The following is a 12,332-nucleotide window of genomic DNA, read 5'->3' as shown; positions in this document are numbered from 1 at the left end:
AACACATGAAAGCTAGTGCTACTGAAGTTGAAAGCATCGAAAAGCGTCACGATCTGCGAACGTACTACTCTTGTCGGCTGGTGTTAGACCACCCGACACTGGGCCAATACCAAGCAGTTTGCCAGGACGTCTCTGATTCTGGTGTTTACATTGCTCTTGAGTCTGAGATCGTTAAACCCATTGCTGTTGGTGCCACCGTTTCAGTGCGTGTGGTGTCTGGTCTTCCCACATCCAAAACCGTTAATACCCAAGTTGTAAGAGCCGACAAACAAGGATTGGGCCTTAAGTTTATTGCGTAATTAGTAGTCAGTGTTGCGCATTTTTCATCCAAATTAGGATGCTTTTCTAACTTTTCCTTTTTTGATATCCCGCCAGGAACCTAGACCACGGACGGTCTATACTCATTTTGATGGCGCATTCTCCGACTCGCGCCGCCGGATCTTTTCTTACGGATTTTGAATTTAATGTCGCAAATAAAGCGTATTCCTGTTGATGCTCTCGAAGTTGGCATGTACATCGCCGATGTTAGCAATGCTTGGGTGCCGGATAATAATTTTGCTCGTAAAGGCTGGGTGAAAAACCCGAGGGTCATCGAACAGATTATCAAGTTGGGTGTTACTGACCTTTATATCGATGTGGAAAAAGGCAAGGGCACCGAAGCAGGTGTGGAACAAGAAGCCATTATTCAGCAGCAAAAAAAAGATATTGCATCACTGGTTAAAAAGCCCTACCACCGGCCGACACCCAAAGTGGCCTTTGATGAAGAGTTGGAGCTGGCCAAAGAAATTCAAAATGAGGCCCATGAGCTCGTTAATAAAGTGATGCAAGATGCCAAAATGGGTAAGCCCGTTGAGGTTGGCCCGGCCCAGGAAACCGCAGGCGCGGTGTTGCAATCCCTAGAGAAAAACCAAAACGCGCTCCTATGTTTAACCCATCTTCGCTGCAAAGATCGCTATCTTTTGGAACATTCTTTCAATGTCAGTGTGTTGATGGGGGTGTTGGCTTCGTCGGTGGGTGTCAGCGGCGATGATCTGCAAACCCTGGTCAGTGGCGCGTTGCTGCACGATGTGGGCAAGATCAAAATCGACGATGCCATTTTGCACAAGCCCGGCCAACTAGAAAACCACGAATGGGAAGAGATGAAGCGGCACGTTACGTACGGCGAAGCCATTTTGGGGCCAGTGCCGGATTTGGCGCCAGAGATTCTCGACATTGTCGCCCACCACCATGAACGCATGGATGGCTCGGGTTACCCGCGGGGTTTGGCTGAAGATCAGTTACCCATGCACAGCCGTATGGCTGCGGTGGCTGATGTTTACGATGCCGTCACCGCAGACCGGGTGTATCACCGCGGCATGCCGCCGTCCACGGCGTTGAAAAAAATGCTCGAGTGGAGCGATGAGCGCCACTTGGATAAAACCTTTGTTTACCAGTTTATTCGTTGCTTAAGTGTGTACCCGTCGGGCTGCTTGGTGCTGCTCAACAATCAGCGCATTGCGGTGGTGCAATCGGTTAACCCGGATGCCATGGATAAGCCCGTGGTGACGGTGGTGTACGACGTTAAAAAGAAAGCGGCGTTAGAGCCTTTTGAGTTGGACCTACTAGCCAAGCAAGATGAGGTGTGCATCGAGAAAGCGGTGGACCCAGCACAAACCAAATTGGATTTGCAGGCGCTGCTCAACTCAGCCATCGAATAACCCACCCCGCTAGTCAGTCCTACTCGCTGGCGTCCGCTAACTGCTGGGCGCTGGCATCCAGTTTTCCCCAGCCGTTACTGTTGATCATCGAGCGAAGGTAGTCGATGTAGTCGTCGCCTTTCTCGGAGTACTTGGCCAATCCTGCGGCCATTAGAACCCCCGTTAGCCGCTGCCCAGAATCTCGGGTTTGCTGACGCAATTGGCGCAGCTGCTGGTAGGCGGGGTTGGTATTTAAGTTGTTAAAGTAGGCGCGTACCGAGCTCGTTACGCTGTTAAAACGTTTCACCTCGTGGGATTTTCCCGTCGCCCGCTGGGCCGGTTTAATACCGCAGCCGACCTGGTAACACCACTGACCAAAATAGTTGTTTCCCTCGCGCGCAAAGCGGGAGCTGCCCCAGCCGCTTTCCGTGGCAGCCTGGGCCAACACCAAAGAGGCTGGAATAGTATCCACTTTGGCCAGTAGATCACTCACTTCTTGGCTCTCAAACGTTTGTTGCAGTTGCTCCAGTAGGCTTTGCTGTTCGGAGCTGAGCTTTTGGCCTTTTTCCCGTCGGTTTTGAATCTGCTGTAACTGCCCCCGCTGCCAGCGCAATAGATCGTTGTGGTAGCGAATCAGTGGCAGCAGGTAGTCAACAAAGGCCTGCTTTTTCTCAGAGACGTCTTCAATGCTGGCAAAATCCGGCGCCGGGCCTGGCTTCGGAGCCGCCGGTCGCTCCAAAAGTGACGGTGGCGATGGCTGGCGAGCGTTATGTTCTAGGCCGAACACCGCCGCCAGCAAGCCGGCTGGCAATAGCAGTGCAAGGGCTGTTAGGAAAGGCGCGCGGGGCATGGGGTATTCTCTACAAGCGGGGGATTACAGGTCTGGACTAAAGATCTGGGTTACAGATCTAGGTCTTTGCGCAGTTGGTTGAGCTTTTCTAGATTTTCCGACTTGCTCAAACCGGTTTCGGTCTCTTCTGGTAGTGCCAAATAATTGGGCTCCGGCAGTTGCTCGCCGTCGCGCACACGCTGGCAAATCTCGTTGTAATGACGGCGAAATATCGGAAACGCCGTGGCCTCGCTGGTGGTGGCCAAAAAGTACCAGTCGGCCATGCGGCCGGCGTGATACACCGCCCGGTGGCTCCATCTGGCGGAGGCCTTGGGATTGGGTGCGCGGCAGGCTTCAACGTAGGCCGCGTGGACATCGGGCAAGGCCTCGCCCAGTTGTTTTTGGCAGTGCTCCAACATGGTATGCAGGGTGGGTAGGTATTCGTTGTGCACCATCACCGATTTGGCCGCCTGCAACAGCACTGAGGGTTCAAACCCGCGGAGGGCCTCTAGCCACAGGCGTTTCGCCTGGATTTCGCGCTCGGTGTCTTTGTAGGCGGCGTAGTACTGGTTGTGATAGTTCAGGCTAAACAAGCTAAACACTTGGTTGATTGCATCGATAAGCGCCGGCGGTGGTTTCGGCCGGCTGCTTTGGCCACCGTTGGGGTGGTTATCAGTAGGCCCAGCTGCGATCGGTGAGTCGGGCTGCGAGTGACGCATCTCTTGTGCTACTTGGTCGATCACTTGCTTGCTGTCTTTCATGAGGAGTCAGTGCATTCCCGTTGGCGTTGCTGCCCAGTTGATTTTGTCGTGCCCAAATATACTTTAAGTGGCGTATGTAGATGCTATCCCAGCTGTGTCTAGGTTCCGAGCGATTGCGCCAGTATAAAACAAACTCGGGCAGTTGTGACTGAATGAATTCGCCAGGCATTTCGCACTGGTTTTGCAGCAGCTCAACACACTCCGGTGAGGGTTGCCATTGGTCGGTGATCAAGGTGGCTACCTTGGTTGGGGTGATGCCCTGGCGTAAAAAATTCCACTGAGTGCCGACGTGCTGGCAGAAGAGGTCACCCCAGTTGTTGCGATAGGAGCCCTGTTCGATCCACTTGTGGATAAATTCCGGCACGCAATCTTCGATGAACTGGTCGTCCACTTCCATTTTCTTTAAATATTCAACGCTGTGCTCCGCCGGGCGCCAGTCGTTGCTCATGGCTACCGGTTTGCGGTTGGGTAAAAATGGGGTTTGTTTTTCTTCCCAGTCGCGTTTTACCCAGGCGTAGAAGGTCATAGCCCAGGACGACATCACTGCGCCGGTTTCGCGATAGTAGAGGCGGAAGCGACTGGCGCAATCGTTGATGTACGCCATGGGGATGCCTTCTTGGCTGAGTTGTTTGAGTACGTGGTCGTCTGGCTGCCACTGCTCCGGAAGTGGCGTTTGTGCCGCTTGCATTTTTTGCTCGCGGGCGCGGCGGTCTTCATATTGGCGCCAGCGGCGCACGCAAAATGACTGAAATTTGGCCCCCCAGGAGCGTTGGCTGTCACCGCGTTCGCGCCAGTAGGTAACGAATTCCGGCACCAGCTCACGGATAAAGGCATCGGGTATGTTGTGCTCGGCCAGGCGGGCGGTGATCTCGCTTCCAGGGGACCAGTGCGCGGCGATGGGGCTGGCAGCCACCATCGGCACATCTTGTTTTACCGGCGCCGGGCTTTGGTTTTCGTCTACTTTTTGGTTAAAGGCAAATTTGAGCTCGCCGCTGGCGGCAAAGGGGGCAGAGGCCAGGAGCAGTAGCCCCTGGCTGCGCAGGGTTTGCGTGATGCGCTGGATATCCTGCCCGTTCCAAAACGGCATCAGGTGCCCGGCTTGTTCCTGGGTTAATCGGTACCAGCGGTAACCATTGCGGATGCGGGCCGGCTGATGAAAGGCGTAATCCGCCAAAATCGCAACCAAAGTAGCGCCCTCCAGCCCCAACTGGCAGGCCAATCGCGGAGAAACAGTAATAGGGCGCTCGGGTAGGGGCTGTGACGGCATGGTAAAGCTCGGTGTAATCTCTGGCTGCGTAGTTTACCGCGGCAAGCGGCCGAGTCACCAGACGCGACTGCCAATCTAAAGCGGGTGAATGCCAATCGAGACACCCATGTTTGCTTATCGAGACACCCATGTTAGCCCTCCTTATCAAGACACCCATTTTAAGAGCGGTGTTAGTTGGGTACAGCCCTTCTTATCAAGACACCCATGTTAAGCGTAGCGTTAGTTGGGCACGGTGCTTCGCAACCAAGCTGTAAGACCCGCCGTGAATCCGTCCCTGGAGGCTTGAGTGCGGCATCCCTGCCGCACACAGTCTTACAACTTGGCTGCGAAGCTGAAACGGTGTGCTGACCGGTAGGGTTTGTAATGTCTTCTTATCGAGACACCCCCCGTTTTCTCTTATCAAGACACCCATGTTAGGCGCGGTGGTAGTTGGGTACGGTGCTTCGCAACAACGCTTATCGAGACACCCACGTTTTTTCTTGGTGTCTTCTTATCGAGACACCCATGCTAGTCCTCCTTAACAAGGTCCTTAACAAGGTCCTTAACAAGGTCCTTAACAAGACATCCATATTAAGTGCTTATCGAGACACCCATGTTAGCCCTCCTTATCAAGACACCCATTTTAAGAGCGGTGTTAGTTGGGTACAGCCCTTCTTATCAAGACACCCATGTTAAGCGTAGCGTTAGTTGGGCACGGTGCTTCGCAACCAAGCTGTAAGACCCGCCGTGAATCCGTCCCTGGAGGCTTGAGTGCGGCATCCCTGCCGCACACAGTCTTACAACTTGGCTGCGAAGCTGAAACGGTGTGCTGACCGGTAGGGTTTGTAATGTCTTCTTATCGAGACACCCCCCGTTTTCTCTTATCAAGACACCCATGTTAGGCGCGGTGGTAGTTGGGTACGGTGCTTCGCAACAACGCTTATCGAGACACCCACGTTTTTTCTTGGTGTCTTCTTATCGAGACACCCATGCTAGTCCTCCTTAACAAGGTCCTTAACAAGGTCCTTAACAAGGTCCTTAACAAGACATCCATATTAAGTGTGGCGTTAATTGAGCTCGGAGCTTCGCAACCAAGCTGAAGCGGTGTGCTAGGCGGTAGGGTCTGTGATGTCTTCTTATTAAGACACCCACGTCATTTCTTGGGGTGATTAATACAGGGTGGTATTCGGCCGTTACGATTGAGTTTAGGCTTGTTTTTTGATGAAGTAGGCTGGCTTAATTAAAGGGGATTTTTATTTTTTGCAGAACTTTGCTCTAAACGCACCGCGGAATTTGCCGCTAGTCGTTCCCGACCACTGCCCACCTGATACGTCTACACCTGTGAGGCCGAACCTGTGCATATCTTTGATCGAGTAATCAAAGCCCTTGAGCGAGGTGATTCTAAGCAAGTGTAGAAGCCTGCCAAACGCCGGCGCCTGTGATAAACCACAGGTGGCAATGTTAGGGCTTAGGCCGATTCTTTTCCAAAAAGTTGTTTCGGTCTCTCTCCACTCTTGGGCGAACTGATCACCCGATTGAACTAAGGCATCGATATCAGGCTGAAACGAGCTGCCGTGCCATAGCAACACAGCGTCGCTATTTAGTATTTTTCTTTTACCGGCTGGGAAAACATGGTTTGCGCAGGATGAGGCGCATGTATTTACAATCTCCACATCCAAGTTGTTTTCCAATACCCAGTTGCCTAGCTCTATCCCGGCCATAACATCTCCCCCCAAGCTATTTATCGTGAGAGTTTTTGGCCCTCTGTAGTCATTGAATGCCCGAAACAGTGTTTTATTTTGCGTTTGGTAATTTCGCCAATATAGGTCAGTGTGTGGCCATTTGTGTAAATGGCAGGTTCGGGGTTGCGATTGGTTTCTAGCTGCGCTGAGCATGAGATTAAAAAATGCGTAAGCATTAGGGTAGGAAGCTTGCTCAATGAAAAGTGAACCATTGTTGACGTCATTGTCCTCCAAGCGTGCGTTGATCGTGTCTCTCCCGGCTATTATGTCGCAATAACGCTGAGCGATTCTTGCCGTACATTTACATAGAGGCTTTGGCGAAATTATCGCTCACAATGTCAGCTAAGATTGATAGTGCGTTGAGTGCAGGGGCGCCTCAATTAATCCTAAAGCACCACCGTTAACGTTCAATTGGGCTCTTTGGGTGTCTTAAATGCCGGCTTTTTTTGCAGTCTTTTCGTATTAAGCCGTTGCTGGATTAATGCGTGCTTTCTTTGGTAGTAGCGTTTGTCAACTTGCCGTATTAATAACCAAAGTATCACGGCTAAACCAATGCCGAATAGGTAGCCCTTGCCGTACATAAGCGTTCTCGTCTGTCGTTAAATGGTGCAAGCTTAAAGCCTGTGTAAGCGGCGTTGGTGTTGCAGGGGGGCGTTAGTCTATTGCATTAAGCAAATGTTTCACAAATAAACGCTACTGCGAATTGCCAAGGCTGCCGTAAGAGCTCCGAGGTGCTAGGGCCTGTTGACACTAATTTGGCACCACTGCTGGAGACCAGCTTTCCGTTCAACTAGGCGCCAAGCGTGAAATGTAGTGGGCCTACATGAGCGATTGGCAACAACGTTGAGCGGGAAGCTGGCTCCAGCCCTACGGGTTGAGCCAGGAAATAGCCCACTCGTTGTTGCTCACCGCTTATTTGGGCCCACCAAACTTCGCGGTTCGCGCCTAGATTGGACTATTTCCTGACTCAACAGAGGCTCCGAATTAGTGTCAACAGGCCCTAGGAAAATACCAGCTAACGTGAAAAAAACTACGAACTCTGTTTTATTATTATATTGAACGGCGTTGTATTTTATTTTGTGGCGCCGAATTTTTCCAATGAGGATTGTGGGAACGCCAGTGACTCAACTAAGTTCTGGTAGCGATCGCAGCCCATCAAGCTTAAAAATACCGATACTAAGATCACGGGTAGTAATCTTATAGAAGCACTTATTTTAATTGGGTAATGGTTTTGACTGTTGTCTTAGTTGGGCTTTAGCCCGTAAGCCATTGTTCCAAAGCATTGGCAATTTGAACCGGCGCTTCTACGGTGGACATATGGCCGACGCCCGCCAAAGCCACCAGCGTGGCGTGGGGTAATATTTGCTGCATGGCTTGGTGCTGGGCCACCGGGCTCCATTGGTCTTGGTCGCCACTGAGTAGAAGCGTAGGTACCGTTACGGTTGCCAGTACTTGCTCGGCATCGGGCCGATCGAGTAGGGCGTGAATTTGCCCGTGGAATTCGGCCGGGGAGTGGCGCTCAATCATCGTATTTAGCTGTGCCATCAATCCTGAGTCGCCTCGCGCGGCCTCAGACATCATGGGTGGTAACCAGCTTCGGGCCACTGATGCCATGCCTTCTACATCGGCTAAATCAAGTAATCGCTGGCGGCCTGGTACTTCCTTTTCTGTGCGTGGGCGCACGCCCGTATTTAGTAGCGCCAATCGCTCTATCTGTTGCGGAGCCATACGATAAACCTCTAGCGCTACGCGGCCGCCCATGGAATGGCCTGCTAGGGCGAATGTTCCTGGCATGCTGGCTAGAACTTTCTCCGCCATTTGCCGAATGGTAGTGCAGCCGGCAAAGCTAATGGCGACTGGCTTGGCGGCATCTCCCAGAGCGTCGATAACGCCATCCCAAACGCTGCCGTCGCATAATAGGCCGGAAAGTAGGGCGAGGTGGGGGATATTTTTTGGCATTGTGCTGGCCTTAGTGCTTCGAAAATACTGGGCCGGTTAGGGTACTTGGATTCGTTTGCCAAAATCAAACGGCTCTGACCCCATAGATTTTACCCCATTGATTTTTTCTGGTTTGTGGTAATCTACATACCTATATATTTATTCAGTATTTGTATCGATTAAGGTGATTGCCGGTGGCGAAGAGCAAAACCGCATATGTGTGCAACGAGTGTGGTTCGGATTACAGCAAATGGCAGGGGCAGTGCAACGACTGTGGGGCCTGGAACAGCCTAAGCGAGGTGCGTCTGGCACCGGCTGGCAAAAAAAGTGGCAGCCAGCGGTTTGAGGGTTACGCCGGGGCCACCAGTGCCAAGGTGCAAAAGCTTAAGGATATCAGCTTGGAAGATCTGCCCCGGTTGAGTACCGGGGTGGGCGAGTTGGACCGAGTGCTGGGGGGTGGTTTGGTGCCCGGCTCCGTAGTGCTGATTGGTGGCAACCCGGGTGCGGGTAAATCGACCTTGCTGCTGCAAACACTTTGCAGCTTGGCTGAAAAAATGCCAGCGTTGTATGTCACCGGTGAGGAGTCCCTACAGCAGGTAGCCATGCGTGCGGCACGGTTAAATCTACCCACTGAACAGTTAAACCTTTTGGCCGAAACCAACGTCGAGTCCATTGTTCATGCGGCCAGTCAGTTGCAGCCTAAAATTCTGGTGGTGGATTCCATACAAGTGGTGCATATGCCGGATATCCAATCGGCGCCGGGCAGTGTGTCCCAGGTGCGAGAGTGCGCGGCGTTTTTAACCCGCTTTGCCAAAACCAGCGGCACGGTATTGATATTGGTTGGCCACGTTACTAAGGATGGCAGTTTAGCCGGGCCCAAGGTACTGGAGCATATGATCGACTGTTCCACCTTGTTGGATGGCGATCAAGACAGCCGCTTTCGCACCCTACGCAGCCATAAAAACCGCTTTGGCGCGGTGAATGAGCTGGGGGTGTTTGCCATGACGGAGCAAGGCTTACGTGAAGTTTCCAACCCCTCAGCTATTTTTTTGCAGCGCGCTGAGGATATCGCCTCGGGCTCTGTGGTGATGGTGGTGTGGGAGGGCACTCGTCCGTTGCTGGTAGAAATCCAAGCTCTGGTAGACGACAGTCACTTTGGTAGCCCGCGCCGGGTGGCAGTGGGGTTGGAGCAAAACCGCATGGCCATGTTGCTGGCGGTTATGCACCGCCATGGCGGACTGCACCTGGGCGATCAGGATGTATTTGTGAACGTCGTCGGCGGCGTTAAGGTGGTGGAAACCAGCTCCGATTTAGCTCTGTTGTTGGCGGTGGTGTCTAGCTTTCGCGATCACCCTCTGCCAGAGGGACTAATAGCGTTCGGCGAGGTGGGTTTGTCCGGTGAGATTCGGCCGGTGCCCAATGGCCAGGAGCGCGTGCGTGAGGCGCGCAAACACGGCTTTAAAAAGGCGATTGTGCCAGCGGCCAATTGTCCCAAGCAGGGGGTTGAAGGCATGGAACTGGTACCCGTGAAAAAACTGGCGGATGCCATAGAGGCCTTAGCGGATTAACCCAAGGTGGCGTTATTTTTGTGGCTGAATAATTTTCTTAGGCTGGCGCGTTGATCCACTCCGGTGGGCGAGCACTCCAGCCCTAGATAGGAGCCGTTGCTGTGCACCAAATGGCCGCGCATTAGAATGGGGTGATCTTGGTTTAGGTTTATGTGCAGGGTGACGGTTTCACTGCGTGAGGGCGGAAATGGCAGCGAGCAAGCCACCAAGGCGCCGCTGAAGGATAAATCCACCAATTGCACGGGCCAGCGACCGGCCGCAGTTTCTAATTCCGCGTTGGCACGTAACTGTATGCGAGGAAAATTGCGACGCTCTTTGTGAATACTCATAGGGGTACGCAAGTCGTTCTTTGACGGTGTGAGAAGCTAAAGTGCGTTTACCGCGTGCAAAGTCCCACGTGGATTGCAGTTAAGCCTAACGTTTCCGCCCAGTTATTGTTATCCAGACTGTGCAAGCCCGCCTTCCGTTGAGCGGGTGATTCTTATTATTGCACTGCACAATACAAGCAAACGTGGGTACGAGCAAATCAGGTTACGGCTTCAAGCACTTCTTGTTGATTCTGGAAGGACACCTCACCGGCAGTGACACGCGTTTTTACTGTGTCGGTCACGCGTAGGGCTAGGGCCAAAATGGTCAGTGTAGGGTTGGCATAACCTCCGGTGGTAAACACCGAACTGGAGGCAATGTATAGATTATCCAGGGAGTGGACTTTACAGTGTTTATCCACCACGCTGGTGGCGGGGTCATTGCCCATGCGCGTGGTGCCCATAATATGGTGCAGTCCCAAAGAGCCTATAACGGGGTTGTTGCCATCTCCGGCGGGCACAAAACGGCCTAGGTTGGTTGCACTTAATGCTTGGCCCATAAGTTTGCCGGCTTTGCTAATGCTTTTTAAATCTTGTTCTCGCCATTTATAGTGCGCTTTTAATTTCGGCATGCCCAGCTCGTCTTTTTCGTTCGATAGGGTCACCCGGTTATCCGGCATCGGTGATTGTTCAACAAACGCCAGTAATTCCAACCGCTCAAATTTTTTGTGATTATCGTGGGTTTTGGACCAGCCGCCCTGGCCAAAACCCGGCATAATGGGAGCGCCGTGGATTAATAATTGAAACAGCACATGCATTAAATGTTTGCCGCCCAATAAACCTTTGTAGGCATTGCGCAGTAGATGTTTGGGGAAACGGCGGCCTTTCAGGTCGATGGCTATGCTGCGCAAGGCTTTCAAAGCGTCGACATCTCGCGCTTTAGGCATAGGAAACACCGTGGCGGTGAAATTCAATAGTTGCTGTTCTTCCAACGTTTTTTCGGTGAAGCCAAGCTTGCCTAATATAGAGGCGCCATCAATCAAACGCATGTCGTATACGCCAAGGCGATTGATTAATTTCAAATCGTGTGGGTAGAAGTTGCCGCTGGGTGACAGACTGTGGTCCATATAATAGCGGCCGACCACATCGTGTTCGTTACCTAGACCATTGGATTTTTGTCGGTTTGAGGCTAACAGTAAGCGAGCTGTTTGGTAGCCGCCACCGGCTAAAATAAAATACTGGGCTTTGAATAAAGTTTCTTTGCCATCAAAAGTGCGCACCTTCGCGCAACTTACTTTATCGCTGTCGGCGTGGCACAGCAGCTCCACCACGGTGGCGTTGTAGTAGAGATTAACGTTTTTCGACCCTGCGATTTTTTCGGGGATGGTTTTAGTAAATACTCGGGTAGGGCCAAAAGCAAAATAATTATTAACCAAGCCTTTTTCTTCGACGTCGAGGGTTTCAAAGCCTTGCTTGTCCCAGCTGCCAGCTTGGTAGCGGAAAGGCCCGATCTCACAGGCTGTATGCGCGCGCTGGTAGTAGGGTTCTAATTCTTTGCGGGTAATTGGCCAGCCAGAATTAGGCACGGCGGCGCGGGGTTTAAAGTCAACGTCATTTAAAGGCGCATAGCGGTAGCCGAATTCTTTGTCGGCCATTTTTATAATCCAATGATTGGCGGTGCCGCCTACTTGTCGTAGGTGGGTGTCTTCCATGGGTTCGTAAAGGTCGCCGCTGATTTCGCCAGAGCTGAGTTGTTGTGCACGGGGGTTATATTCTAAGCCGCCGCTTTCCAGTAGGGTTACTCGTAAATCGCTGTCCAAAAATTCTTGAGCGGAAGTAGTGCCTGCGGGGCCCGCACCAATAATACAAACATCGGATTCAATAATCTGATCCGGCTCTAGCAACTGCGTATCAATATGCATGCCTAACACCACGCGACTGCGGTTAGTAAAAGTGGTTTCAGCGTAGGCCAATCCATCGGCACAATATTATACAGAGCGGTAAGTGATCGGCCTGGGCCGATGAATTAAAACTTTTACGCCATAGCCGAGATCTTAACGCCAATGGCAAAAAAGGCGCACGCTTTTTTTGGCTAAAAGGACAAAAAGGCGCTTAAAAGGGAATTTAAATCAAAGCAAGATAAAAAGCTGACTAATTATGGCGTAGATCAGGAATAAAAAAGCTGACTTTCTATTACCGAGAGCGGTTTAGCTTAATGATGATCGGGTAGCGGCTGTCGGAGGGCGAGATTCACGCAGGTAAATGAT

Annotated in this window: 10 protein-coding genes; 3 read left to right on the top strand and 7 right to left on the bottom strand. The window is 52.0% G+C overall.

Going from position 1 to position 12,332, the window contains the following annotated elements; all coding sequences use genetic code 11:
• Positions 1-5 precede the first annotated feature (5 nt).
• The gene (locus tag ACGHM3_RS21390) at positions 6-299 is read left to right on the top strand and encodes a PilZ domain-containing protein (RefSeq protein WP_345421051.1); all 294 of its coding nucleotides are present in this window, start codon (positions 6-8) and stop codon (positions 297-299) included.
• Positions 300-464: 165 nt separating this feature from the next.
• A complete protein-coding gene (locus ACGHM3_RS21385) occupies positions 465-1,697 on the top strand; it encodes an HD-GYP domain-containing protein (RefSeq protein WP_345421054.1) in 1,233 nt (410 codons plus the stop codon).
• A gap of 19 nt (positions 1,698-1,716) precedes the next feature.
• On the opposite strand, the gene ACGHM3_RS21380 is transcribed toward ACGHM3_RS21385, so the two are convergent.
• The 5 genes from ACGHM3_RS21380 to ACGHM3_RS21360 form a co-directional block, all read right to left on the bottom strand.
• A complete protein-coding gene (locus tag ACGHM3_RS21380) occupies positions 1,717-2,526 on the bottom strand; it encodes a glucosaminidase domain-containing protein (RefSeq protein ID WP_345421057.1) in 810 nt (269 codons plus the stop codon).
• Positions 2,527-2,576: 50 nt separating this feature from the next.
• Entirely contained in the window at positions 2,577-3,266 is a 690-nt protein-coding gene (locus tag ACGHM3_RS21375) for a replication protein P (protein WP_345421060.1), read from the bottom strand.
• Entirely contained in the window at positions 3,178-4,533 is a 1,356-nt protein-coding gene (locus tag ACGHM3_RS21370; protein ID WP_345421063.1) for a DnaT-like ssDNA-binding domain-containing protein, read from the bottom strand. Before ACGHM3_RS21370 ends, ACGHM3_RS21375 begins: the two co-directional genes overlap by 89 nt.
• Positions 4,534-5,765: 1,232 nt before the next feature.
• Entirely contained in the window at positions 5,766-6,203 is a 438-nt protein-coding gene (locus ACGHM3_RS21365) for a hypothetical protein (RefSeq protein ID WP_345421066.1), read from the bottom strand.
• A 1,305-nt stretch (positions 6,204-7,508) separates the two neighbouring features.
• A complete protein-coding gene (locus ACGHM3_RS21360; RefSeq protein ID WP_345421069.1) occupies positions 7,509-8,213 on the bottom strand; it encodes an alpha/beta hydrolase in 705 nt (234 codons plus the stop codon).
• Between the two features lie 173 nt (positions 8,214-8,386).
• Between ACGHM3_RS21360 and radA the strand changes: the two genes are divergently transcribed.
• On the top strand, positions 8,387-9,760 hold the full coding sequence (gene radA, locus ACGHM3_RS21355; RefSeq protein WP_345421072.1) for a DNA repair protein RadA: 1,374 nt from the start codon (positions 8,387-8,389) through the stop codon (positions 9,758-9,760).
• Here radA and ACGHM3_RS21350 read toward each other — a convergent pair.
• Together ACGHM3_RS21350 and ACGHM3_RS21345 are read right to left on the bottom strand one after the other, a co-directional pair.
• Positions 9,757-10,089: a PilZ domain-containing protein gene (locus ACGHM3_RS21350; RefSeq protein WP_345421075.1), complete on the bottom strand. Its 333-nt coding sequence runs from the start codon at positions 10,087-10,089 to the stop codon at positions 9,757-9,759. The two genes, radA and ACGHM3_RS21350, sit on opposite strands and share 4 nt — an antisense overlap.
• A 197-nt stretch (positions 10,090-10,286) precedes the next feature.
• A complete protein-coding gene (locus ACGHM3_RS21345; RefSeq protein ID WP_345421078.1) occupies positions 10,287-11,987 on the bottom strand; it encodes a GMC family oxidoreductase in 1,701 nt (566 codons plus the stop codon).
• Positions 11,988-12,332: the final 345 nt, after the last annotated feature.

Origin of the sequence: Halioxenophilus aromaticivorans (assembly GCF_042850945.1) — a bacterium.
Taxonomy (GTDB): domain Bacteria; phylum Pseudomonadota; class Gammaproteobacteria; order Pseudomonadales; family Cellvibrionaceae; genus Halioxenophilus; species Halioxenophilus aromaticivorans.
This window is presented reverse-complemented; position numbering and strand designations above follow the sequence as displayed.